This window comes from Streptomyces hyderabadensis (assembly GCF_020404845.1).
GTDB lineage: Bacteria > Actinomycetota > Actinomycetes > Streptomycetales > Streptomycetaceae > Streptomyces > Streptomyces hyderabadensis.
This window is the reverse complement of the sequence record NZ_JAIOJZ010000031.1, coordinates 1-23,398: the sequence shown is the minus strand read 5'-3', so window position 1 is coordinate 23,398 and position 23,398 is coordinate 1. Positions and strand designations below refer to the sequence as shown.

General features: G+C 69.9%; 21 protein-coding genes and 2 pseudogenes. 14 read left to right on the top strand and 9 right to left on the bottom strand.

Annotation, left to right across the window (positions count from 1 at the left end; all coding sequences use genetic code 11):
- Positions 1-45 precede the first annotated feature (45 nt).
- A complete protein-coding gene (locus K7854_RS23190) occupies positions 46-1,254 on the bottom strand; it encodes an SDR family oxidoreductase (protein ID WP_226028477.1) in 1,209 nt (402 codons plus the stop codon).
- A 781-nt stretch (positions 1,255-2,035) separates the two neighbouring features.
- Between K7854_RS23190 and K7854_RS23185 the strand changes: the two genes are divergently transcribed.
- Positions 2,036-3,382: a hypothetical protein gene (locus K7854_RS23185; protein ID WP_226028520.1), complete on the top strand. Its 1,347-nt coding sequence runs from the start codon at positions 2,036-2,038 to the stop codon at positions 3,380-3,382.
- Between the two features lie 85 nt (positions 3,383-3,467).
- Here the strand turns inward: K7854_RS23185 and K7854_RS23180 are convergent, their stop codons facing one another.
- Positions 3,468-4,829 carry a flavin-containing monooxygenase gene (locus tag K7854_RS23180; RefSeq protein ID WP_308112555.1) on the bottom strand — a complete coding sequence of 454 codons (1,362 nt, stop codon included), beginning with the start codon at positions 4,827-4,829 and terminating at the stop codon, positions 3,468-3,470.
- A 255-nt stretch (positions 4,830-5,084) separates the two neighbouring features.
- Between K7854_RS23180 and K7854_RS23175 the strand changes: the two genes are divergently transcribed.
- From K7854_RS23175 to K7854_RS23150, 6 genes are all read left to right on the top strand, one after another.
- Positions 5,085-5,699 carry an ABC transporter ATP-binding protein gene (locus tag K7854_RS23175; protein ID WP_226028475.1) on the top strand — a complete coding sequence of 205 codons (615 nt, stop codon included), beginning with the start codon at positions 5,085-5,087 and terminating at the stop codon, positions 5,697-5,699.
- The gene (locus K7854_RS23170) at positions 5,696-6,571 is read left to right on the top strand and encodes an ABC transporter permease (protein ID WP_226028474.1); all 876 of its coding nucleotides are present in this window, start codon (positions 5,696-5,698) and stop codon (positions 6,569-6,571) included. The genes K7854_RS23175 and K7854_RS23170 overlap by 4 nt, the downstream gene beginning before the upstream one ends.
- Before the next feature lie 220 nt (positions 6,572-6,791).
- The gene (locus tag K7854_RS23165) at positions 6,792-7,316 is read left to right on the top strand and encodes a hypothetical protein (protein ID WP_226028473.1); all 525 of its coding nucleotides are present in this window, start codon (positions 6,792-6,794) and stop codon (positions 7,314-7,316) included.
- A gap of 164 nt (positions 7,317-7,480) precedes the next feature.
- A complete protein-coding gene (locus K7854_RS23160; protein WP_226028472.1) occupies positions 7,481-7,909 on the top strand; it encodes a hypothetical protein in 429 nt (142 codons plus the stop codon).
- 41 nt (positions 7,910-7,950) lie between these two features.
- A protein-coding gene (locus K7854_RS23155) for an IS5 family transposase (RefSeq protein WP_226028519.1) occupies positions 7,951-8,888 on the top strand; the annotation gives its coding sequence in 2 pieces (ribosomal slippage) (positions 7,951-8,350 and positions 8,350-8,888; 939 coding nt in all).
- 87 nt (positions 8,889-8,975) lie between these two features.
- Positions 8,976-9,308, top strand: a complete 333-nt coding sequence (locus K7854_RS23150; protein WP_121710788.1) for a type II toxin-antitoxin system PemK/MazF family toxin — start codon at positions 8,976-8,978, stop codon at positions 9,306-9,308.
- 794 nt (positions 9,309-10,102) lie between these two features.
- Here K7854_RS23150 and K7854_RS23140 read toward each other — a convergent pair.
- Positions 10,103-10,906 carry an SDR family NAD(P)-dependent oxidoreductase gene (locus K7854_RS23140; protein WP_226028471.1) on the bottom strand — a complete coding sequence of 268 codons (804 nt, stop codon included), beginning with the start codon at positions 10,904-10,906 and terminating at the stop codon, positions 10,103-10,105.
- Between the two features lie 82 nt (positions 10,907-10,988).
- On the opposite strand from K7854_RS23140, the gene K7854_RS23135 reads away from it, so the two are divergent.
- Positions 10,989-11,576 carry a TetR/AcrR family transcriptional regulator gene (locus tag K7854_RS23135; protein WP_226028470.1) on the top strand — a complete coding sequence of 196 codons (588 nt, stop codon included), beginning with the start codon at positions 10,989-10,991 and terminating at the stop codon, positions 11,574-11,576.
- Between the two features lie 987 nt (positions 11,577-12,563).
- On the opposite strand, the gene K7854_RS23130 is transcribed toward K7854_RS23135, so the two are convergent.
- Together K7854_RS23130 and K7854_RS23125 are read right to left on the bottom strand one after the other, a co-directional pair.
- Entirely contained in the window at positions 12,564-13,457 is an 894-nt protein-coding gene (locus K7854_RS23130) for a class I SAM-dependent methyltransferase (protein WP_226028469.1), read from the bottom strand.
- Between the two features lie 131 nt (positions 13,458-13,588).
- Positions 13,589-14,203: a helix-turn-helix domain-containing protein gene (locus K7854_RS23125; RefSeq protein WP_226028468.1), complete on the bottom strand. Its 615-nt coding sequence runs from the start codon at positions 14,201-14,203 to the stop codon at positions 13,589-13,591.
- Between the two features lie 96 nt (positions 14,204-14,299).
- Between K7854_RS23125 and K7854_RS23120 the strand changes: the two genes are divergently transcribed.
- Positions 14,300-15,307 carry an NAD(P)/FAD-dependent oxidoreductase gene (locus tag K7854_RS23120; RefSeq protein ID WP_226028467.1) on the top strand — a complete coding sequence of 336 codons (1,008 nt, stop codon included), beginning with the start codon at positions 14,300-14,302 and terminating at the stop codon, positions 15,305-15,307.
- 137 nt (positions 15,308-15,444) lie between these two features.
- Positions 15,445-17,055 carry an MFS transporter gene (locus tag K7854_RS23115; RefSeq protein WP_226028466.1) on the top strand — a complete coding sequence of 537 codons (1,611 nt, stop codon included), beginning with the start codon at positions 15,445-15,447 and terminating at the stop codon, positions 17,053-17,055.
- A gap of 857 nt (positions 17,056-17,912) precedes the next feature.
- On the opposite strand, the pseudogene K7854_RS23110 reads toward K7854_RS23115, so the two are convergent.
- Positions 17,913-18,051 (bottom strand): annotated as a pseudogene (locus K7854_RS23110) (IS5/IS1182 family transposase); the annotation flags it as partial.
- Positions 18,041-18,880: a helix-turn-helix transcriptional regulator gene (locus K7854_RS23105; protein WP_226028465.1), complete on the bottom strand. Its 840-nt coding sequence runs from the start codon at positions 18,878-18,880 to the stop codon at positions 18,041-18,043. The pseudogene K7854_RS23110 and the gene K7854_RS23105, both read right to left, overlap by 11 nt.
- Before the next feature lie 186 nt (positions 18,881-19,066).
- Here K7854_RS23105 and K7854_RS23100 point away from each other — a divergent pair, with 186 nt between their 5' ends.
- From K7854_RS23100 to K7854_RS23085, 4 genes are all read left to right on the top strand, one after another.
- Entirely contained in the window at positions 19,067-19,819 is a 753-nt protein-coding gene (locus K7854_RS23100) for an SDR family NAD(P)-dependent oxidoreductase (RefSeq protein WP_226028464.1), read from the top strand.
- A gap of 584 nt (positions 19,820-20,403) precedes the next feature.
- Positions 20,404-20,595, top strand: a complete 192-nt coding sequence (locus tag K7854_RS23095; protein WP_226028463.1) for a hypothetical protein — start codon at positions 20,404-20,406, stop codon at positions 20,593-20,595.
- 135 nt (positions 20,596-20,730) lie between these two features.
- Positions 20,731-20,970 carry a hypothetical protein gene (locus tag K7854_RS23090; protein WP_226028462.1) on the top strand — a complete coding sequence of 80 codons (240 nt, stop codon included), beginning with the start codon at positions 20,731-20,733 and terminating at the stop codon, positions 20,968-20,970.
- Positions 20,957-21,244: a hypothetical protein gene (locus K7854_RS23085; RefSeq protein WP_226028461.1), complete on the top strand. Its 288-nt coding sequence runs from the start codon at positions 20,957-20,959 to the stop codon at positions 21,242-21,244. The genes K7854_RS23090 and K7854_RS23085 overlap by 14 nt, the downstream gene beginning before the upstream one ends.
- 859 nt (positions 21,245-22,103) lie before the next feature.
- Here the strand turns inward: K7854_RS23085 and K7854_RS23080 are convergent.
- A complete protein-coding gene (locus tag K7854_RS23080; RefSeq protein WP_226028460.1) occupies positions 22,104-22,643 on the bottom strand; it encodes a hypothetical protein in 540 nt (179 codons plus the stop codon).
- Positions 22,644-22,688: 45 nt separating this feature from the next.
- A pseudogene (gene istB, locus K7854_RS23075) lies at positions 22,689-23,398 on the bottom strand (IS21-like element helper ATPase IstB); the annotation flags it as partial.

Here is a 23,398-nt window from a genome sequence, read left to right as displayed (position 1 = left end):
GGTTGCTGCTGGTCGGTCGTACGCCGTCTGCGACGTACGGGAAGCTCAGGCGCACGGTGCGGGCGCAGGCGCGGGCGGGATGTCCGGGGGCCGGGAGAGCGCCGCGCTCCTCGGGGCCAGTCCGGACCACAGCTGATCGAGACCGACCGGAGCGCAGACCGCCGCCGGACCGAGCAGGGTCCTCACCCGGGTGTCGTCGAACCGCCGCCGGTGGGTGAGGTAGGCCGTGATGCCCGGGTAGAAGTCGATCATGGTCTCCAGCGCCGAAGGGTCCTCCGGCTTGGCGTCGACCAGGTCGATCGAGAGGGGGACGAGCCGTTCCAGCAGGGCGACGAGGGTGGGCACGGGGACATCGCGGTCATGGACGACGTGGTACGTGTCGACCCCATGTGAGGACGGCAGTTCGGACAGGCGGACCATGACATCGGCCGCGTGCTCCACAGGCAGCAGGTTCAGCCGCCCGTGCGGGTGCCCCACCGCCCGTACCCGGGGCCGAGCCCCGGGGCCCGACGACCCGGCAGCGTCGCGGGAAGGACCGCCCGGAGCCCCGGTGGGAGGGCCCGGGGCGGTCGGTGGTGCGGCGACGGTCGTGCGTCGCGCGTCGCGCAGGAGGCGCTCGACGACCTGCAGGGGGTGCGAAGGCAGCTCCGGGTGCGGGGGCACGTCCGTGACGAGGATGCTGGGCCGCAGCACCAAGGCCGGTCGCCCGTGCTCGCGGGACCAGGCGTGAACCAGCAGCTCCGCCTCGTACTTGGACTGTTCGTAGGCGTTCTCGAAACCGGCGCCGTCGTCCAGTTCGTCCTCGTACGCCACCCCGGTGCGCCGCGCGCCGGCCACGAACGCGGTGCTCACATGGCGCACCACCGGTTCCGCGCGCCCGGCGGCCGCCAATTCCAGGACGTGGCGGGTGCCTTCGACATTGGTCCGTCGCAGCTCGGGAAGGTCCCCTTCCAGATGGATGCTTCCCGCGCTGTGCCAGATCGCGTCGAGGCTGTCGGCCAGCTCTCGGAACGCCCGTGCGGACAGGCCCAGCCGGGGCAGCGCCAGATCGGTCTCCACCACCCTCAGCCGCTTTGGCAGTCGTGCGAGGAACGCGTTCGGCGCACCCGTCAGTTCGAGGGAACGGGTGATGCGGTGCAGCGCGTCGCCCGAACCGGCGTGGGCCAGGACCGTCACCCACGCGTGCGTGTCGAGCAGGCGACGTAACAGGCGCAGTCCGAGGAATCCGGTGGCGCCGGTGAGTGCGACGTGCACGAGCGTGGCTCCCAGAGCGGTGAGAAGGGCGGTCCCCTGCCATGCGGGGCGTGCGGAGGCGGAGCACCGGCGGTGCGGCGGACCGGAAGCGGATAGGAGCGGCACGGCGTCGACCGTCCCGCGGCGCGAGTCGTCGGCGATCGCGCCGTGCACGGTCCGGATCGTCCAGCCGATCCGTGCTGGCGCTGCCCCCGGCTCTCCCGACGCCCGTCCCGGACGGCGCTCACCAGGGCCTTCGAACCCCGGTGATCTCCGGCGCCTTCCACACAATGGCAGACGGCGGACGGAACACACCCATCGATCCGCCCTGGCCACCCGAACGGAGGATGTCGCTCGCCCCTGGGTGGCGCCGGCGCACGCCGCTCGGTCCGGTCCCTCTTTCGGGGGAACTCGTCGCGGTACCCCAGGATGACACCCTCGCGGGCCCGCGACCGGGGACACGGCCGCGCTCGCCGGGCGCCGGGACCCCGCCGCGGCACGGGAAAACGAGGCCACGAGGTGCGGATAGCGGGTGGGCGGCGACCGTCGCGGAACCGTCCGGTACCCGCCCGCGGAGCCGGGACGGGCCGCCGCAACTGGCCGACGCTGTCCCGGTTGCCGGTCATCCTGGTGAGCCGCCGGTCCCGGCAGCGCGACCGGCTCGGACGGATGGGGCGCCCGGCCGCCGGAGTCCCCGCCCTTCGCGCGCCGCCGTACCTCTGTCACGCCACCGGTGGTCATCGCGACCGCCTCGGCCCGAACGGGAGCCCGCACCCGCATGCCCGATTCCGAGCAGTCCACCGTGTCCGCCCCGCCCACCGCGCCGGCGGCCCCCTCTGCGGGGTCCGACCGGCCGAAGCGTTCCGTCCCCCCGCCCCGTCATCCCACCCACGCGGTCGACCGCGCGTTCCTCGACCTGGAGCGCCGCCGCCCCGACGTCCGCTGGGACGCGGGCGGCGTCGCGTACCTCAGCGGCCCGCCCCCGAGCCTGGCCGATCTGCGTGCCTACGTGGCGTTCCGGCTCGGTGAACTGCCGCTGCTCACCAGCCGGGTGACGGGAGGCAGACGGCCCGGGTGGCAGCCGTCCGAGGACTTTCCCGTCGACCGGCACGTGTACGAGGTGGTGGCCGACGGACCCGCCGACTGGGACACCGCCCTGCACAGCGCGCTCAACGCCCCGTTCGCGCCCGGCGCCTACTGGGGGGTCTGGCTGATCCACGGCCACGAACCCGACGCGTACGCCCTCTGCTACCGCTTCCTCCACGCCTGCCAGGACGGCTCGGCCGCCGCCATGACGTTCCGCGCGATGCTGGGCGACGGGGAGCCATCAGCGCGTCCACTGCCGGGCGGGAGCGGCGTGGTCGGCGTGCCCCGGCGGTTCGGCACGGCCGCCGCGCTGGCAACGAGGTTCCTGGCGCGCACCTTCGCCGTACGCGGACACCGCCCGGACCCGGCCTTCGCCCCTACCGGTGAACGGCGGCTGTGGCGGGGACGCGTCCCCATGGACACCCTGCGGCTGATCGGCGCCGGACGCGGTGGCTCGGCCCACGACGCCCATCTCGCCGCGCTGGCCGGGGCGTTGTCGGTGTGGGCGGCCCGCTCCGGCGTGCCACTGCCCCGGGTGACGGCCGTGCTGCCCGTCGACGCCCGGCGGGCGGAGGAGGAGCAGACCTGGGGCAACCGCTGCTTCGCCCTTCCGGTCGACCTGCCGGTTGGCCCCACCCCGGAGCGCCCGGACGGCTCCCCGGACGAGGAGGCGCCGCTGCGACGGCTCGACCAGATCATGGCAGTGACCCGGAAGCTGCGGGGCCACACCTGGCGACAGGCCGTTCAGGACCTGGTCCGCCACATGCCGGACCGTCCCACCGCGTGGTACCTGCGCAGGATGCTGTCCCCCCGCGTCACCAACGTCATGGCCACCTCCATGCCGCTCGCCGAAAAGGGGAGCCTGGGGGAGACCCGGGTGACGGGGACGGCCCTGCTGCCACTCCTCGTGCCGGGACACCTCTGCGGAGTGGGGCTGTCGTTCTTCGGCGACTGGGCGGAGGTGTCCTTCCTCGCCGACCGCGCCCTGCCGCTGGGCGAGCTGCTGCCGGAGCTGTGGGAGCAGGCCGTGCGGGAGCTGGAGGAGAGCGTACGGCGGGGATGAGCGGGTGTACGGGCCAGGGCGCGGCCCCTGCCGCCCCGTGCCCGTACGTGGTCGGCCCCGCCCCCTGCCGGCACGGGAGAGCTGGTCACGCTGGGTCGGACACCGGAGCGGGCCAAGGCGCGCCGGGGCGGCGAGCGGTTGCCCGGCGCGCTCGGCGCCTGCCCGCCCACAGCTCCCGACGAAGGGCCCGCCGGTAGGCGCGGATGTCGATCTCGATCCCGTGCCGGTAGGTCGGCGCGTAGACCTTCTCGTGCCGTTCCCGCGCACGGGCGATCGACCGGGTCATCTCCGCGGGCGTCGGCAGCAGGACCTCCCCTTCGATCAGGTCGGCGATCCATGCGGCCTGCGGTTCGAGCAACGGGAAGGCCGCTCCCGCAGGTTGTGCGAGCCCCATGAAGAAGAGCCCGGGAAGCCGGGGCGGCACCGTGCGCAGATACAGCTCGGTGCGGCCGTCCGGCGCAGCGAAGACGGCGGGGTCCAGGAACGGGAAGGACAGCGAGTACCCGGTGGCGTACACCACCGCGTCCACGGTCTCGCGGCTGCCGTCCGTGAAGAACGCCGAGTCCCTGCCGAAAGAACGGATTCCGGGCTTCACCGTGACCGCGCCCCGGGCCAGCTGGACGAGGAGTTCGTCCGACGTGGAGGGGTGGGCGGCGAGCGGCCGCCGTACCGGTTCGGGGAGCCCGTAGAGCGCGGGGGCCCCACGGGCCAGCCGCAGCAGAAGTGCCATCGCCGGGTCCTTGAGGAAGCGGGGCAGAGCGGCCGCCCGGCTCACCGCCCAGTGGTCCGCGGGCCGCCCGAGCAGCATCTTCGGGAACACGTGCGGCACGGCGCGGGCGGAGAGATACGTCCGGGCCGCCGAACGCGAGATCTCCGCCGCGATCTCGCACCCGGAGTTGCCCGTCCCGACGACGAGCACCCGCCGCCCGGCGTACGGCTCGGGGGAGCGGTAGGCGTGCGCGTGCACGGCGGAGCCTTCGAACACCCCGGCCCCGGGCACGGCGGGGTCCGGAAGACGCGGGTCCCAGTGGTGCCCGTTGGCCACCACCACCTCGGTGTACCGATCGGTCTCCGCCTCCGCCGCTCCTCGGCTCCGGCGGGTGACCTCCCAGCCGCCGCCCTCCAGAGGACGTACGGAGGTGACCTCCGTACGCAGCCCGATGCGACCGTGCAGTCTGAAGGTCTCCGCGTAGCTCTCCAGGTAGGCGAGGACCTGGGTGTGGTGCGGAAAGACCGGGTAGTGCTCCGGCATCGGCAGTGAGGAAAAGGACATGCTCTCCTTGGAGATGTTCGCGTGCAGCGACGCGTACACCCCCGACATGCCGTTGTCGTTGCCGTAGCGCCAGAGCCCGCCGATGCCCGAGCCCGCCTCAAAGCAGTCGAACGGGATGCCGCGCGCGGCGAGGACTCTGCTCGCGGCCAGGCCGGACGGGCCGGCTCCGATCACGCACGTTCTCCGCATGGCTGACCGGCCTTTCACGTCAGATGGGTACGACCGCTCCGAGCCCGGTCACGGTAGCCGCCGCCCCGGCAGCCGAGGCGGTCCCGGGCAGGCTTCCCGCCGCACGCGTGACGGGCGGGCGCCAGGTTGACACCGCACGGGGGCCGCTCTGACGGCTGCCGTTTCCCCCGCCCGGCCGGCTCGTTGGGCACGCGCGGAACGGATCCGCGGTCCGCAGGCCAGGTATGACGGAGCGAAGCGATGGACGTCCACGATGTGCACCACTCCTACCGGCAGCACGCCGTGCTGCGGGGCGTCGACCTCCGGCTGAAGCCCGGCACCCTGGCCGGGATCGTCGGCGAGAACGGTGCGGGCAAGACGACCCTGCTGAAGATCCTCTCCGGTGAACTCCGTCCGGACCGGGGGGCCGTGCACCACAGCGGCAGGTTCGGCTACTGTCCGCAGACCGTGGTGCTGGACGACTCCTTCACCGTCCGCCAGCATCTCGACTTCTTCAAAAGCGCGTTCGGCCTCGCCGGGCTCGAACGGGCCGAGGAGGTGATGGAGACACTCGCCTTCACCGAGTACCTCGACCAGCGCGCGGGCCGGCTCAGCGGCGGCTCGCGACAGAAGCTCAACCTGACCCTGGCGCTCATGCACGACCCGGACGTACTCCTGCTGGATGAGCCTTACCAGGGCTTCGACTGGGAGACCTACCTGCGCTTCTGGGAACTGGCGGCCGGGCTGCGCGACGCCGGGCGTTCGGTCCTGGTCGTCTCGCACCTGGCGTACGACATCGACCGGCTGGACCGGCTCTGGCGACTGGAGGACGGGCGCCTGCACACCCAGGAACGGCCTACGGAGGTCGCGGCGTGAGAGGGCACCTGTCCCTGTTCGTCACGGCATCGCGCTACGCGCTGATCGGACACGCCCGCAACCGGTTCGCGATGCTGCTGGTGGTCGTGTACATCCCGGTGTGGATCGCCCTCGCCTATGTGACGATCCCTGATCGGCCCGCCCCCTTCCGGCTCCGGGCGACCGGCGAGGTGCTCTCCCCGCCCGGCAACCACCTCACCCAGATCACCGGCGCACTGAACGCGGTCACCCTCATCGCGGGGTTCATGATGTTCGCGGCCACGTTCACCGGGGGAGCCTTCGACCGCCGGCTGGCGATGGCGGGCTATCCCCGGTACCACCTCGTCCTCGCCAAGCTGTCCGCGCTCACGCTGGTCTGCGTCGCGATCTCCGTGTACGCCACCGCCGCCGCCGGTTTCGCCTGGACACCGCGACAGCCCCTGCTGCTCACCGCCGCGCTGTTCGGCGCCGCCCTCACCTACGGCGCGCTCGGCGTGATCTTCGGGTCGGTGCTCCGGCGCGAGGTCGAAGGGATGTTCGCCATCCTGATGATCAGCGTCCTGGACGTCGCTCTGCAGAACCCCCTCTCCAGCTCCGGGTCCGACAGTGCTGTCGTGCGCTTCCTCCCGACCTACGGAGCGGTTCAGGCCAGCATGTCCGCCGCCTTCTCCGACGCGCCGGGCGGCCGGGCGCTCCTGACCCAGTGCCTCTGGCTCACCGGCGCGTCGGCGGCGGGATTCCTGGTCTTCCGCCGACGTACCCGGAACGCGCTCGTGGGGTACACGAAGCCACCGCTTCCCGCGCAGCACGGCGCCGGAGCGACCGGGGACCCTGGTGTTCACCGGCCTTTGGCGGAGTCCGGCCCGGCGCCGGAAACGGTGGGGTCCGCCTGACCGCCTGACCGCCTGACCGCCTGACCGCCTGACCGCCCGGCTGCCCCGGGGCCGCCCGGGGGGGGGCTCCGTCCGTCGCACGGACGGCCGTCGACTCCGTGTGCGCCTCCTGTCCCGCCGATGCGCCCGTGACCTGGGTGGGCGGTGATCGTTCAGTAGCCGTCGGGCGCTGGATCGGTGCCCGGAACGACCCGTTCACCAGTGCAAGGAGCACCGCCCCATGTCTTCTCTCTCGCGTACCGCCCGGCACGCCGTCCTCACCGCGGCCCTGGTCTGCGTCTCCACGCCGGCCGTCCCCGCCACCGCACAGGCCGCTGCGCTGCCGCCCGCGTGTCAGGAAGCGCTGCTCGAAACACTCGACAAGTTCCCCGTCGTGGACTTCACGGTCCCGGACAAGGCCAAGAGCACCATGACGGGCGAGGTGCTGGGGCTGAGCGAGGCCGACCAGGCAGTGTTCACCGAGGCGGCGTGCGCCGCCTGGAACACCTGGGCGACCCAGAATGGCCAGGCGGTCGCGACCGACCTGGACAGCCGCTACCGGAACGCCGCCGGACCCGTGTGCAACAAGTTCGCCAGGTCCGCGCTGGCGACGATCAAGAAGCACGCCCCCAACGTCCCGGCCGAGACCCGGGAGATGGAGCGGGTGGCCAAGAAGGTCTGGCGCGACTCCATGGAGAGGCTGGCCGCGGACGCCACCAACGCCGACTGTCGTACGGCCTACGACGCGGTGAAAGCCGGCTGGTAGCCGGGCGGCGCATCCCGTTCGGCTCGGTGCAGGCCGCAAGGGGGTTCGCCCCGTTGGCCGTGTACTCTCAACTCGGCGTCGATCAGGTGCTGATGAGGCGTGGAGATCGGTGGGAGGTGACACCTTCCTGATCCGTACTCTGTGGCGGCAGCTTCGGGGAGGGCATGTCCTTGCAGCACAGCAGTGGGATTGCACGAGCAGCCGGGCGAGCAGCGATCGTTGTCGTTGCCGCTGTCCTGATGAGCAGTTGTTCGTCGGACGATCCAGCGCAGGCCAAGGAGCGACAACGGGACTACTGCACCAAGCTGGGGACCTGGCAGGACATGGCGCACGCCACGGCAACCGGCGAGCCCGACGCCGATGCCGGTGACGGACAGAGTGTCCAGCCGCCCGAATTCGACAACACCGAATTGGCAGCGCATGCGGTCATCGAGGCCTCGAAAAGGCTTGACCGGGCAAGCCTGGCACACGGTGGTTCCGACATCGTCGATGACACTGTCAACGCGGTCGGCGGCGACATCGGGGCTGAGGGGCGTGCGGTGTCCTACTGCGACAGCTCAGGCTTCGAGACCTTGGTCGGTTCGGCCGGCTAAGGCGTGTCTCTTCGATCATGCAGCTCGTTGTTCTGGTCATGATGAGTCGGGGGGATCTGACCGACGCCGAGTGGGCTGTGCTGGAACCGCTGCTGCCAGTGAGCAACAACCGGTGCGGCCGGTGGCGCGATCACCGACAGGTGATCAACGGGATCATTCACCGGTTGAGCACCGGAGTGCAGTGGCGAGAGCTGCCCGAACGCTTCGGGCCGTGGAAGACCGCTCACAAACGGCACTTGCTGTGGTCGGCTGACGGCACCTGGGAGAGGCTCCTCCAGCACGTCCAGTCTGTCGCCGATGCCGATGGCGGCATCGACTGGAACATCAACGTCGACTCCACCGTTGCGCGTGCTCACCAGCACGCCGCGGGGGCGCCCAAGGGCCCACCGCCCGCACCGCCGGGCTCCTCAAAAGGGGCTCTGCAAAGATCGGTTCGACGACTGCCGGCGGTGGTGAGCCTGCGCGACCTGCTGGAGGAGGCGGTGCAGCAGGCGAAGCCCTCGGCCGGTCCCGCGGCGGGCTGACCACCAAAATCCACATCGCTGCAGAGGGCCGCTGCCGCCCGCTGTCCCTGCTCATCACGCCGGGACAGCGGGCGGACTGCACCCAGTTCGAGCCGGTCATGGACAAGATCCGAGTTCCCCGCATGGGGCTCGGGCGTCCTCGCCGCACGCCGGACAGCGTCGGAGCCGACAGGGCGTACAGCAACCGTATGATCCGCGCCTACCTCCGCAAGCGCGGGATCCGGCATGTGATCCCGGAGAAGAAGGACCACAAGGCCGCCCGCCTACGCTGGGGTTCACGAGGAGGACGGCCCCTGGGCTTCGACAAGGAGCGGTACAAAGATCGCAACACGGTGGAGCGGGCCATCGGAAAGCTGAAGCAGTTCAGAGCCGTGGCCACCCGGTATGACAAGCGCGGATACGTCTACCTCAGCACCGTCACCGCCGCAGCACTCCTCATCTGGCTCCGCTCGTGATCGGCTGGAGCTTTTGGGGCCGACAATGGGCTATTCGAAACCGGGCGCACAGCAGTGTTCGCCCGCCGTTCTGTGTCAGGAGGACCTATGCAACGAGGCGAAGTCTGGTGGGCGGATTTCGGCGAGCGGCGCCTGGTCGTGCTGCTCTCGGGGGAAGTAGATTCCGAGGTCCGGGCGATGCAGGTCGTCGATCCTGCGGGCACCGAGCTCAGCGGCGTTGCCGCTGAGCTGGCAGTAGGCGCCTCCGAAGGACTATCTCTTGAAGGTGTCCTGCGAGTCGCACTCCCGCGTCCAGGCCTCATCCCCTGCACTTGGCTGGTCAGCCTCACCCGGGAAGACCTGATCGAGCGGGCGGGAGCCCTGTCGACCGCGAAGCTCGGTGAGCTCCAAGATCTCCTCCACCTCGGTGGACTTGAGTAGCCACCCGTGGGTCGCGATCACCCGCTACCACCGCGCGGCCACGTCCAGCCCGGCGGCACCGTGACAGCCTCCGCACTCCTCAACTGGCTCCGATCGTGATCGAAGAGACAGGCCCTAGTGCTGTGAGTGCATGAGGTTCGGGGTTCGCCGGAGCTTCAGGCCGCAGTGGCGAGAGGGCGTCCGCCCCAGCGCAGGTAGGCGTGTAGGACCCGGGTCTGCAGGCTGTGGTTGCGGTAGTGGGAGTTGGCGGTCGTGGACTGCCGCAGAGGCGTTCACCGCACCCTTGTTGCGGCGGTCGACACCCCACAGCCGGTCGTCTCCGGCGGAGCGGCAGCCGTGGAAGTACCGCACCCCGTGTGTGCGGTGGTAAGTCACGGGATGGCGCTCGGGGCGACCGGCGGGAGCCCAGCGCCGGCAGGCACCGTAATGCCTCGCGGCCGCCCCAAAACACACGGCCGTGCACTTTCCGCAGGCAGGCGGCGAGTTCGCGGATGGACCAGCGGGCGCAGGGCTGGCCGAGCCTGGTCGGGCGGGTGGTGGCGGCCTGGACCAGCTCGGCGATCACCGGGACCCCGTTTCCGCCGGCCGAGGCCGGCAGCATCGCGCGCCGGTGTCGCACCCGGACGAGCGTGTCTGACCTTACGGGCGCCTGGTCCGGCAGCCCCGTCACGGACTTCTCCCCCCGCCCGACCGGCGCGGGTCGTCCTCGGAACGGCTACGCCCCAGTGACGGAGATGACCGGCATGAGGTCCGGAGTCACTACGGCCTTTCCGGCCCTGGTCATGCCTCCTTGGTCATGCCTCCTTGGCGGTGAGCCGGCCGATCGCCCGGATGACCTGGCGCCGGGTGGCCAGGCGTCGGGCGAGGAAGGCCATCACCCGGTTCATGCGGCCTGCGATGACGCTGGGCGGCGGGTTCCTTCGGTCCAGGGCGGCCAGCGCGGTGCGGACGACATCGACGGGTGAGGCGAGCCTGGTCCCTCCGGCGGCCTGTGGGGTGCCCACGACGTCGAAGAACTCGGTCCGGGTCGCTCCGGGGGACAGGGCCAGCACCCGCAGACCGGTGCCGCGTGACTCCTCCCACAGCGCCTCGGTGAGGCTCAGTACGAACGCCTTGGTCGCCCCGTAGAGCGCCATGCGCGGGTTGGGCTGGTAGGCGGCCATGCTCGCCACGTTGACCAGTACTCCGCGGCCCGCGGTACGCAGGTGGCCGATGAAGGCGCGGCTGATGTCGGCGACCGCGGTCACGTCCACCGCGATCTCCCGGCGCAGCCGGTCCGGGTCCGCCTGGTGGAAGGGGCCGAAGGTGGCGAACCCGGCGTTGTTGATCAGGCTCGTAATGTGCAGGCCGAGCTGGGCCACCTGCGCGGCCAGCGCCTGCCCGGGGTGTTCCGTGGCCAGGTCCATCTCCAGCACGTGCACCTGGATCCGATGCTGGTCGCGCAGTTCGGTGGCCAGCTTCTCCAAGCGGTCCCTGCGGCGGGCCACCAGCACCAGGTCGGAGCCGCGGGCGGCGAGCTGGCGGGCGAACTCGGCGCCGAGGCCCGCGCTGGCCCCGGTGATGAGGGTGGTGTGTCCGTGGTAGTCGACGGCTGGCATGGTCGTCCTTCTTTCAGTCGCTGCCTTCCTGGCAGTTAATGCCACGTAGGCGGTTGCTGTCTAGAGGGGTACTCTGATGTCCATGACGACCTTGTGGGAGCGTTCGCGGCAGGTTGCCGTCCAGGCGATCCTGGGTACGGCGGTACGCCTGTTCGCCGAGCAGGGCTACGAGCGGACGACGGTCGCGCAGATCGCGCGGGAGGCGGGGATCTCGCAGCGCTCCCTGTTCCGCTACTTCGGCACGAAGGAGGACCTGGTCTGCGGCGACCAGGAGGCGCTGGGCGAGCTGCTGAAACGGACCGTCGAGCAGCAGCCGGCCGAGATGTCCGCCTGGGACGCCCTGCGCGCCGGCTTCGAGGTCATTCTGACCGCCAACCACCCCCCTGAGCGTGCGCTGGAACTGTCCCGCCTCATCTTCGACACGCCCTCGCTGCACGCCCGCTACATTGAGAAGCGACTGCGCTGGCAGGCCGAACTCGTCCCCGTCATCCGGGCGCGGCTGAGCACCGGCCCCGGCCGCCCGGCTCCCGACACGCAGGCCAGAGCGATCGTCGCGACGGTCTTCGCCTGTATCGACACGGCAACCGAACTCTGGGCCGGACATGACGGACGGATCGACCTGGCAGACCTCTACGACCAGTGCCTCGCGACGGTGCGGGACCAGGGCTGAGTCACGTATCCCCACACACCTTCGGGCAGAACCCGACGTCACCGCGCGCGGCCGGCCGCACCGGTCTGAAGCAGGCGGTAAGGGTCAAGTGGTGGGCCATGCGCTCTCCGCCCGCGTTGGTCGGGTGCCTGCTGGCCCTGGGCGCGGTGATCGGCCTGGGCTTCTCACTCGCCGGCGAATTCGAGGACAGCGGTTCCATTCCCGGATCGCCCGCCCAGACCGCGCTGACGAAGATGGACCGTCACTTCCCGTCACCCGACACCCAGTCCGCGCAGATCGTCTTCCAGGCTCCCGCGGGGCAGAAGGTGACCGATCCGGGACTCGGTGAGGCGCTGGCGTCCAGCCTGGCGGCCGTCGGCGACGTGAACGGTGTGACTGAGGTCGGCAAGGAAGACCTCTGGGTGATGTGTGGGCTGGGCGATGGCACCGCTTCTTGCACCGGCGGCTGGGCTTGGCGGCTAGGTCAAGGCAAAACCGAGCTGAGCTGGATTACCCTGCCTACGCGTCCGCCGCCAAAAAAATCCCTGACTCCCCGCCCACCCCGACCAGCCAGTGATCAGCTGCCGCCTGACTGGCCTGTCTCTGGGATCCCTGCTCGTGGGAGCCCTCCCGCAGGTGGCGATCGTCTCCGCGCTGGGGCGGCAGGGTCCCGTAAAACGTCCACCTGAAGCGTGAATTCCGTCTGGCGCACCATGAGAATGCAGATGAGCTTCTCTACTGGCCGAACTGCCGGAGCGTTTCGGCGTGGAGTTCAGCCGTAGCTGCCGCAACTTGTTCATGACTGCTGGCCATGGTTCTGCTCCCTGTGGCAGTGACGCGGCCCTTTTCGCCGGGGCACTTGGCGGTGCTGGTCGCAGCGCCGCATCGGACCGGTGACGGGTGCCAGGGCTCGGGGAGGCGGCACCCTCCGCAGTCGTCGTTCGCGAGCGGTTCGGCTGGGCGAGGCGATGCGGACTCGACAGGCACCCGGGGGTGCCTGGCCTCGTGTCAGGCGCGGCGGGCGGCCCACACCGTGCGCTCGGTGCGTACGGAGAGGTCCTCGCGGAGCAGCAGGCTGTTCGGGCTGCTGGTGTCCAGGAGCTCGTCGAGTGCGGTGAGGTCCTCGGGGCTGAGAGCGGGGGCGGCGACGCTGCGGATGCGCTGCAAGATGCCGTAGGCGTAGCGGCCGACCGCTTCGCTGCGTGCCCCTGCGACACTGACAGTGAGGGTGCGATCGTCCTCGACGGTGAAGCCGGCGACGGCCAGCATCGGGCCCCAGTCGGCGCCGCGGTGCGGAACGCGCTCGGCGTGGAAGCTGTTGGTCGCGGCATGGGCGCGCTCTTCGAGGCCGGGCCGGTTCTCCGGGGCGTGGGCGGGCAGGAAGCGGGGGACGCCCGCGAGCTCGACGACGGCGAACAGGCCGCCGGGGGCGAGCAGTTCGCGGACGTTGCGCAGGGCGCGTTCGGGGTTCGCCATGTGGTGCATCGAGGCCGAGGCCCACACCAGGTCCGGCTGGCCGAGGTCGGGCCAGTCGTCGTGGTCGAGGTCGGCCTGCACGGTCCGTACGCGCTCCTGGATGCCGCGGGCGCATGCCTTCCCGCGCAGGAGCTTCAGGTGCTCGGCAGACGTGTCGACGGCGGTGATGTGCGCATCGGGGAAGCGTTCGAGGAGGGCGAAGGTGCCCGCGCCGGTGCCGCAGCCCAGGTCCACGATGTGGCGCGGCTGATCTTTCAGCGGCAGCCAGGCGGTGATTGACGCGATGTGCTCGGCCAGTACCTCGGCATCCAGGTCGAGGATCTCCGCCTGACCGCCGTCGCTGCGCGCCTGGTGTGCGCCATGGCTGTGGCCGGGGTGGTGGCCACCGTGGCCGTGGTGGGGGGAGTGCTGAGGAGTGTGGGTCATGACTTCACCGTAGGCAGGCCATGCGTCTGTCGCACGCCTCATTGCGCATAAAGCAAAGAGGTGCTTCGGTGCGCTGCCCGGCACGCAAGATCGCCCGCCTTACCTTGGGCCACTGACCCGACCGCGGCCCGCTAGGGACAGGGACCCTGGGTGCCTGTGCAGTCGGCTTCGGAGTCATCGGTGTCGGCGTCTTTCTGGTGACAGCGGCGGGCGTCGCGGTCGAAGATGCCCAGGATCTCGCAGGGGCCACCCTCAGCACCGATGGCGTGCGGCATCATCGTGGGGAATTCGGCGGCCTGGTAGGTCTCGATGCGAAAGCGCCGGTGGCCGAGCATGAGGACAGCCGTGCCGGACAGCACGACGAGCCATTCGCGGCCGGGGTGGGCGCGCATGCGGGCCGGGTTGGCGGGCGGCGGGTCGGTCATCCGCTGGCGCATCACGGTCATGCCGGGGTCGCCCTTTATGGGCCAGCGCATCATGCCGTGGGTGCCGTCGATCGTCGGGCTGATGACGACGTCGTCGGCGGCGTTCTCCACGAGCTGGTCCAAGGTGGTGTCCAGGGCACGGGCGAGGGTGACGAGCTGGTCCAGGGCGAGACGGCGCTGACCGTTCTCGATGCGGCTCAGTGAGGACTGGCTGAGGTTGGCCCGGGTGGCCAGTTCCTCCAGGGACCAGCCCTGTGCGACGCGCAGTGCGCGGATCCGTTTGCGTACGAGGCTGTCCAGCTGCCCATCTTCTTGCGTCATGGGCAACATCGTATGCCCTTGATGCAATGTGGGCTTACCGTCGAACACAGAGGGTCCAGCACGGGGCCAGGTACGACGAGGACGAGAGGGCGCGACATGTCTGCGCAGACTTCCCGCGGCGACAGCGACGCACTGCCCGCCGACACCGTGGACGTGGTGGTGATCGGCGGCGGCGCCGCGGGCCTGAACGGCGCGCTGATGCTGGCCCGCTCACGGCGCTCGGTCATCGTGATCGACAGCGGCACCCCGCGCAACGCCCCCGCCACAGCCATGCACGGCTTCATCGTCCTGGACGGCACCCCACCGCCCGAGATCCTCCAGCGCGGACGCGAGCAGGTACGCCAGTACGGCGGCCGGATCGTCTACGGGGAGGTGACCGGGGCCGAAGCCGCCGCCCCCTCGGCCGACGGTGACTTGCGGTTCACCGTCACCCTGGCCGACGGCCGCACCCTGACGGCGCGCCGCGTGCTGGTGGCCAGCGGCCTGCGCGATGTGCTGCCCGAGATACCCGGACTGGCCGGACACTGGGGCCACAGCGTGGTGCACTGCCCCTACTGCCACGGCTGGGAAGTGCGCGACGAGCCCATCGGCATCCTCGCCACCGGCCCTCTGTCCGTTCACCACGCCTGGCTTTTCCGCCAGCTCACGGACGATCTGATCTACTTCACGCGCGGCACCGACCTGGACTCCGATACCCGCGCTCGCTTCGCCGCCCGGGGCATCCGCGTCGTCGAAACCGACGTGAGGGAAGTAGTCAACGACACCGACGGCACCCTCGGGGGCGTCCGCCTGACCGACGGCACCCTCGTCGAACGGCGGGTCCTGACCGTCGCCACAAGGATGGAGGCCCGCACTGAGGGCCTGGACGGGCTGAAGCTGCCCATGGAGGACCTGCCCGACAACATGGGCCGCCGCTTCGCTTCCGCCATGGCCGGCACCACCGAGATCCCGGGCGTGTGGGTGGCGGGCAACGCCACCGACCTGGCCGCCCAGGTCGGCGCCGCCGCCGCGGCCGGAGCGCTGGCCGGCTCCCACATCAACGCGATGCTGGCCACGTCAGACACCGACGCCGCCCTCGCCGCGGCACAGAAGACCACTGGCTGACCTGTAGCTCCGCTGCTGAACCATCGCGCGGCCGCCGTCCAGTGGTCCGCGCGGTGAGCAAGTCCCCACCAACCACACCCAACTGGCGCCCGGTCTTGTCCCGGCGCTGATTCAGCATGCCTTTATGGAAGGAAACCATGAGTACCCATCAGCCTCCACAGACGCCGGAATCGTCCGGCGCAGTGGGTGTTCCGGATGCGCGTCAGCTGCGCGCGATCCTGATCACCGTCTCGATCGCTTTGATGGCTGTCATCGCCTCGGTGTCGGGGCTGAGCGTCGCCCAGACCCACCTGGCCGTCGAGTTCGGCGCCTCGCAGAGCGCCGTCCTGTGGATGATCAACAGCTACACCCTTGCCCTGGCCGCGCTGCTGCTGCCGCTCGGCGCCATCGGTGATCGCCTGGGACGCAAGCCCATGCTGATCGCGGGGTTGGTCATCTTCGGCGCCGCCAGCGTCCTCGCGGGACTCGCCCCGACGGCCGGGGTGATGATCGCGGCCCGGGTGGCCGCCGGCGTCAGCGCCGCGATGATCATGCCGATCACCCTGGCCGTCATCACCTCCACCTTCCCCGAGGAGGAACGCGGCAAGGCGATCGGTGTGTGGACCGGTGTCGCCGGAGGAGGCGGCATAGTGGGCATGTTCCTCTCCGCCTTGCTGGTCGACGTCGCCGACTGGCGCTGGCTGTTCGTACTGCCCGTGGTCCTGGGGGCCGTGGCGCTGGCGATGACACTGAAGTCGGTGCCCACCTCCCGCGAACGCTCCGCCCATTCCTTCGACACCATCGGCGCGCTGCTTTCCATTATCGCCGTGACCGGTCTCATCTTCGTCCTGCAGGAAGGCCCCGAGCGCGGCTGGACCGCCCCCATCACGCTGGTCAGCCTGGCCGTCGGCGTCGCCGCCGCCGTCGCCTTCGTGGCCTGGGAGCTGCGCCGCCGCGACGCTTCGCTGTTGGACGTGCGCCTGTTCCGTGAGCGCGGACTGGCCGGCGGCTCGATCACCTTGCTGGTCGTCTTCGGCGTCCAGGCCGGTATCGCCGTGGTCCTCTTCCCGTTCTTCCAGGCCGTGCTCGGCATGTCGGGGCTGCTGTCCACCGTGGCGCTGATGCCGATGGCCGTCATGATGATGACGGGCTCGGGCCTGGCCCCCAAGGTGGCCGCCAGGATCGGCGCCCGCTCCACCATGACGGTAGGCGTCGCCCTGTCCGCGCTCGGCCTGGCGCTGATGGCGATGTTCGTCTCCGTCGACGGCGGCTACCTGTCCATCCTGGCCGGCATGATCGTCATGGGCATCGGCATGGGCCTGTCGATGACACCCTCCACCGAGGCCATCACCAGCTCCCTGCCCCGAGCCAAACAGGGCGTCGCCTCCGCACTCAACGACGTCACCCGCGAGTTCGGCACCGCCCTCGGCATCGCGACACTCGGCGCGCTCCTGGCCAGCGGCTACCGCAGCGCCATCGACGGCAAGCTCGACGGCATCCCCAACGAGGCCGCGGACACCGCACGCGGGGGCATCGCCAACGCCATCGAGGCCGCGCCCACCACCGGACGCCACGCCCAGGATCTGATCCATGCCGCGCAGCAGTCCTTCGTCGATGGCTGGCAGCAGTCCATGTGGGTCGGCGCCGCCGTCATGGCCGCCCTGCTCGTCTACGTCGCCCTGCGCGGCCCGAAGAACATCGCACCCCGTCAACCCGACGCCGAGCCGGCTCCCGAAACCGAGGTCACGGACAACGTCGCCGCTCGCTGACCTCGCACAGAACCCGTGCGGGCGGAGCACGACTCCGCCCGCACGGCAGCTCGCCGTCGGGTGCACCGCGACCTCGCGGCGCACCCGACGGCCGTACGCGTCTGCGCGTAACCCGATTCCCCCGATCACGGTCAGGAGCAGTGCCCATGAGATCGTGGCGAACAGATCACCATCTTCCGCCGGCCGGCGCCCTGCCCGAGGCTGAACTCGACGACCCCATTCACCACGCGCAGCCTCGACATGGACGCATTGCGCTTTGCTGGCTCCTATGGGTCCAAACACATGCAGCGCATATCGCGGCGACTCGCGCCTTCTGTTACCCATCCCGGCTCAGATCGAGGACCGGACTGCAGAAGCCACCCGCCGATACCACGAAGAGGAACAGCAGGCAGCTGACCAGAAGATGGCGACAGCACTCTCCTCATCAAGGCATAAGTCTGTCCAACCTGCTGCGCTGTGCCAGCAGTTCCCTGCGACAGGCAAGGCCGGTTCCGAAGCAAGTTCCACGATGAACGCACCGATGCTGTGATGAGGCAGTCCCTGACAGGCTCTGCCTACGCGCCGGCGGACTCCCTGCCTGCGTGACGTCGGGAGCCTGCGAGGGGTCGGCAGCACCAGTGCTGTCGACGGGCGCCGGATTCCGTTCAGAGGACGTCGGCGACCCGTCTCGGCTACCGGACGCGGTACACCGCACGATCCTGTCCAGCGCCGCCATCGAACTGCGCTCCCGGCAAGTCAAGCCGTACCTGCAGCGCGTCGCCGACGTCCTGGTCGGCGCCGGTCTGGCCGAACATTCTTACCGGCACCCCTACTGCCGGGAGTGTAGTGATCGGCTCCCGAGACGTTGGCGTTCACGCCCCTTTGAGGGTCCGGACGTTGACGAAGTCGATCGCGCACCGCGACCGGTCCAGTCCGCTGCGGGCGCCGAGTTCGTCCAGGACCAAGGCGGTGGAGCTTGGCCCATACCCGGGCCTCGGTCCATTCGTCACAGGTGCGTCGCCCGGCGTAGCAGACGGTCGATGTTCTCGCGGCTGCGTGTGTCGGTGGGGGTCTGGACGACGAGGCGGACGCCGGGGTGGTCGGTCAGTTCCATGCTGGTCGCACGCAGGCTCACTTCGCCGATCCCCGTGATGTCGTAGCGCTTGTCGCACAGGTGCGGTGGAGCAACGTCGTGCGTGGCCCAGAGCCGAGAGAACAGCGGGCTGGCGGTGCACAGACGGGCGACGAAGTCCTGCCATCGCGGGTCGCCCGCATTCTGGCTGTAGCGATAGCGGAACCCTGCCACGGCCTCGGGCGCCTGCTCGTCGCGGTTGACGACGCGGAGTTGCCCCTCCGGGGCCGCGAAGAGCTGCCAGAGGGTGTTGCGCTTGCCGGGCGGAGCACTGACCAGCGCGGGGTGCAGGGCCGCGTATGCGCGGTTCCAGCGCAGCACGTCGGTGCGAGCGTCGACCAGCATGGCGGGCAACGGGTTCAGGGCTCCCAGGACGCTGTCGAGGTGGCCGGGGAGCTCGATCGGCGGATCACTGACGGCCGGAGGCTGGGGGACCTCGGCCAGACGGTAGAGGTGGTCACGCTCGGCGGCGCTCAGAAACAGCGTGCGGGCCACCGCGTCGAGCACCTGGGAGCTGACGTTGATCGGCCGCCCCTGCTCCAGCCACGTGTACCAGGTGATGCCGACACCGGCCAGCTGGGCGACCTCCTCGCGGCGCAGTCCGGGGGTGCGCCGACGGACTGTCGCGGGTATGCCGACGTCCTCGGGTGAGACCCGCGCGCGTCGTGAGCGCAGGAAATCCCGTAGTTCGGTCCGGTTCATGGTTGTCGGCACAGGTCCACTGTGCCAGAGCCGGGAGACGTCGGCCTGGTGCTGCCAGTACCAGTATCAGCAGTCTTCTGGCACCGGTGTCTGCACAAGGCGCAGGCTCGTACCGCCTGTGTTCCTCAGGACTTTTCCGGGACGTCTTGCACGACGTTCCCCAAGGACGGCTACCCAGATGAACGGACGACGAGTTCCATGAGCAACGCATTTCACAACAAGGTCGCGGTCGTGACGGGTGGAAGTGCCGGTATCGGGCACGTCACCGCGCGGAAGATCGCCGAAGGGGGCGGCACTGTCTACATCACGGGACGGAACCAGGACGCCGTGACGGCGGCGGCCGCGGACATACCGGGTGATGTCATCGGGGTGCGGGCCGACTCGCGCGCGGCCGACGAGCTCGACCGGCTCTTCGCGCAGGTGGAGCGGCGCAGCGGCCAGCTGGACGTGCTGGTCGTCAACGCGGCGGCGATTGCGACCGCACCGCTGGGAACCATCACCGAGGACGTCATCAGGACGGTCTTCGACGTCAACATCACCGGCACGATCATGACCGTCCAGAAGGCGCTGCCGCTGCTGGCGGACGGTGGTGTCATCGTCCTCACCGGTTCGATGGCCGCTCACAAGGCGTCGCGTGGGCGGAGTCTCTACGCGGCCTCCAAGGCCGGGGTCCGCGCTCTCGCCCGTACCTGGGCCCTTGAGCTGACCCCACGCGGGATCCGGGTGAACGTGGTGAGCCCGGGCCCGACGGATACGCCCGGTATCGCGCAGCTGGCCGCCACCGCCGAGGAACGCGAGGCGCTCATCGCCACGATGGGCACCGGGACCCCGATGACCCGGGCCGGTACCGCAGAAGAGGTCGCTGCCGTGATTTCCTTCGTCGCCTCGGACGCGGCCTCCCACGTCAACGGCGCCGACTACCAGGTCGACGGCGGTTACGGCCAGGTCTGACACCCTCACGGGGCCGGCACGGACTACCTGGACACGGCCGAATGTCGGCGTCAGTGTGCTGACGCGGTTCTCGTACTCGCGGCAGGTCTTGCGCTGGGCCGGGACTGCCGGGACGCCCTGAGCGCCGTCGAGCGGCTGGCAGCGGTTGAGGAGCTGGCGGTCGGCGCCCCACCGCTGTGCGGGCGGGTTCCATTCCTGGTCGAGGCCCTGCGGAGGTCCTTGACCAACAGATTTCGGATCTGACTGCTGACCTGGCCGGACCCGGCCTGCACCACGGTCAGGCGCGCCTGCGCCACGTGCACGCGGTGGAGCGCGTCGCGTAGCGCGGCGAGGGCTTGGCGGTCCTCGGCCCCAGGGGCCGTACAGCGCCCTTCGCACGCGACGTGGAGTTCGCCGTGGGCCTTCCCACCGGATAACGGCTGCCTCTCACCAGGCCACAGGACGATGACCTGGGCCGGTTCGCTCGTCCACTGCTCGTTGACCCCTTCACGCACGCCGACAGCGCCGTGAGTGAGGACCTGCTGGCAGGGTCCGGCCCGCAGCCGCGCGTCCCTGGCCAGGTACGGGTCGTCTCGGTACAGGGCGTGGATGCTGCGCACCTGGTGCTGACCGACGTCGACCTGTCCGACTGTCTGTTCTCCGGGGCCTTCCATCTCGACCAGATCCGCCTGGAGGGCCGTATCAGTTTCGCCGGCGCGCCCACCGGCTGGCACCGCCGCGGCATCCGGCCACTCCGCTTCACCCGCCGACGTGTCCTTGCCGAGGAGCACCACTAGCGCGCCCATATCGCCGGCCAGTCTGTCTCCACAGCAGGTGCGGTACCGGATCCCCAACTGTGGCGTCCCGGGCCGCACCACCCCGACCCCGCCCGTACTCCCGATCCGGAAGACGTCGCCGCTCTGTACCGGCAGATGCGCAAAGCGTTCGAGGACGGCAAGAACGAGCCCGGTGCCGCCGACTTCTACTACGGCGAATGCGAGATGCGCCGCCACGACCTGACCGGCACGACGAAGGGCGAACGCGTCTTGTTGCGGGGGTACTGGTTGCTGTCCGGCTACGGCCTGCGTGCCTCCTGTGCCTTCACCTGGCTGCTCACCGCCATGGGCAGTGACCGTGCTGCTCCTCATGGGCGTCGGCTTGCCCACCCATAGTCCCGTCCACGCCACCACCGGAACCCTGGACGGCAGCAAGATCAGCCTCAACACGACCCCCCTCGATCCCGCCCTGCATGGCGGGTGGTCCAAGCGCATCACCTGGGAACGCGCGGAGAAAGCCACCCGCGTCGCCATCAACTCGGTCGTTTTCCGCTCCAGTGGGCAGAACCTCACCACCCTCGGCACGTACATCGAGAGGCTTTCCCGCCTCCTCGAACCCACCCTCGTCGCCCTCGGAGTCCTCGCCATCCGCGCACGCATCAGACAATGACCCAAGCACTACTCGCGGCGCCAATGCTCCCCCAAGGGCAAAGCACTGCGCTACCGCGTCCGCTGGCGAGGGACGGTTGCCTATCTCCCCCCGTTCTCGCGATCAGGCGGTCATCTCCACCGTGCCGCCTCACGGCCGGGAACAGTGCATGGCCGGAACACTGCCTCTTCGCCAGTAGGTCCGCACCACCGCCGACGCCATCGTCGGCGCCGTCACCGGATCCGCGGCCGCGCCCCGCACGCTGCTGCTCGGCCGCTAAGACGACACAGGCAGGCTGCGCTACACCGGCCGCACCGTCCCGCTCGACCACACCTCGGCGACCAGCCTCGGGACCGCGCTGGCGCCAGCTGGCGGCGGGCATCCGTTGACGTACACCTTGCTGCCGGAGAACGAAGTTGAGGTGTCGTGTAGGCCGTAGTCAGGGCTGGTCGACCTCGATGCGCAGGATGCGGTCGGGCCGTCCTCGCCCGCAGATCCCGCGCCGCAGCACCTGGCCGTTCGCACGAGACCAGCACACTCCCGGCCTGCGAGACCACCGCCCGTCCGCGACCCTCGATGCGGACACGCGGTGACAACCCGATACGCTTCTTCACCTGAAGAGTGCTTCCTTCCGTCCAGCTAACAGGCCCTTACTGATCATTTCAGGACCGCCTCACCGAACCCGCCCCGGCCATCCCCTAGTTCGCCGGGGGAGCGTCCCTAAGATCCCAGGCCCTACACGCATCCAGTGCGATGCCGCAGCTCAGAATTCCCGGGCATCGCACCCTAGTGCGTGAGGACCTGGGAGCGGCGCCGTGGCTTTAACGGTCTGACTTGGCCCCGGTTTTCCGGCGTGAAGTGGCCCCATCGAGAGATCGTTTTAGCGTGAGTTCCGGTTTGAAGCGGCCCCGGCTTCCGCTTTGGACTGGCTCCACCTGTTGTCGTGATCGACGAGGTGAGGCGGGGCGGATGGCAGGCCGAGCCAGGTCTGGTCCGGTGACAGGTCGGCGATCATAGTGATCGCCTCCTGGCGGACGCCCATGTCTGGGTCGCTCACAAGTTCGTGCAGTTGCCGGATCAGCCTGCCTTCTTCCTCACCGGCTGCTCTCGCTCGCGCGTAGTGATCGTGGACGGTGCCGGCGAGCCAGTCCATGGTGACTTCGGAGGCGGCCCTGGCCAGCGCCAGGAGGACCTGTCGAAGGGCGGATGTGTCACCGCGTTCGAGCAGTGCCTGCGCTGTCTCCCTGGTGACGGCAGTGTCGTCGGGGTCCAGGAGAAGACGGAGCAAGACATCTGTTCCCTGGTCGGTCCGTGGTGCGGCCGCGAGCTGTCGTCCGGCTGCAGCACGGACCGACCAGGCAGGCGAGTTCGCCTGTTCGAACAAAGCGCTCAGCTGTTGATCGTCGGAGAGCGGCGGCATGGCTCCAGCTTGCCAGTGCCTTCCCGAGCCTGCGGTGGCGGGCCTCTATCCGTTCTTCCGTTGCGCGGCCCTGGTGCGGGCGAGTCGGTAGGACTCGGTGTCGGTCTCGATGATGGTGCCGTTGAAAGTGAGGCGGTCGACGATGGCCGCGCAGAGGCGAGGGTCGGTGAATGTCTTGGTCCAGCCGCTGAACGACTCGTTCGAGGCGATGGTGACGCTGTTCTTCTCCTCGCGTTCGGTCAGGACCTGGAAGAGCATCTCCGCGCCGCGGCGATCGAGTTCGAGATAGCCGAGCTCGTCGACGCAGAGAAGGTCAGCGCGTCCGTAGCGGGCGATCGTCTTGGTCAGCTGCTACTCGTCGGCGGCCTCGACGAGCTCGTTGACGAGTTTCGCGGCCACCGCGTAACGGACCCGGTAGCCGGCCATGGCAGCAGCGGCGCCCAGACCGATCAGCAAGTGCGACTTGCCGGTGCCGGAGTCGCCGATCAGGCAGAGCGGCTGGCCCTTGCGGACCCATTCGCAGGTCGCGAGGTTGTTGACCACCGCGGGCTCGGCGTTCGGGTTGGCGGTGTAGTCGAAGTCGGACAGCCACTTCTGACGGGGAACCCGGCGCCCTGATCCGCCGCTCCGAGCGGCGCCGGTCACGTTCCTCGCACTCGGCCATCAGCAGCTCGGCAAGGAAACCCCGGTAGGACATGCGCTCCCGTTCTGCCCGGGTGACCAGGTCGGGGAACTGGGACCGCATGGTCGGCAGC

Coding starts and splice junctions, on each gene's coding strand:
- K7854_RS23175 (WP_226028475.1), top strand. CDS start 5,085: ATGGACGTCCACGATGTGCACCACTCCTACCGGCAGCACGCCGTGCTG.
- K7854_RS23165 (WP_226028473.1), top strand. CDS start 6,792: ATGTCTTCTCTCTCGCGTACCGCCCGGCACGCCGTCCTCACCGCGGCC.
- K7854_RS23160 (WP_226028472.1), top strand. CDS start 7,481: ATGTCCTTGCAGCACAGCAGTGGGATTGCACGAGCAGCCGGGCGAGCA.
- K7854_RS23150 (WP_121710788.1), top strand. CDS start 8,976: ATGCAACGAGGCGAAGTCTGGTGGGCGGATTTCGGCGAGCGGCGCCTG.
- K7854_RS23140 (WP_226028471.1), bottom strand. CDS start 10,906: ATGCCAGCCGTCGACTACCACGGACACACCACCCTCATCACCGGGGCC.
- K7854_RS23135 (WP_226028470.1), top strand. CDS start 10,989: ATGACGACCTTGTGGGAGCGTTCGCGGCAGGTTGCCGTCCAGGCGATC.
- K7854_RS23130 (WP_226028469.1), bottom strand. CDS start 13,457: ATGACCCACACTCCTCAGCACTCCCCCCACCACGGCCACGGTGGCCAC.
- K7854_RS23125 (WP_226028468.1), bottom strand. CDS start 14,203: ATGACGCAAGAAGATGGGCAGCTGGACAGCCTCGTACGCAAACGGATC.
- K7854_RS23120 (WP_226028467.1), top strand. CDS start 14,300: ATGTCTGCGCAGACTTCCCGCGGCGACAGCGACGCACTGCCCGCCGAC.
- K7854_RS23115 (WP_226028466.1), top strand. CDS start 15,445: ATGAGTACCCATCAGCCTCCACAGACGCCGGAATCGTCCGGCGCAGTG.
- K7854_RS23100 (WP_226028464.1), top strand. CDS start 19,067: ATGAGCAACGCATTTCACAACAAGGTCGCGGTCGTGACGGGTGGAAGT.
- K7854_RS23090 (WP_226028462.1), top strand. CDS start 20,731: ATGCGCAAAGCGTTCGAGGACGGCAAGAACGAGCCCGGTGCCGCCGAC.
- K7854_RS23080 (WP_226028460.1), bottom strand. CDS start 22,643: ATGCCGCCGCTCTCCGACGATCAACAGCTGAGCGCTTTGTTCGAACAG.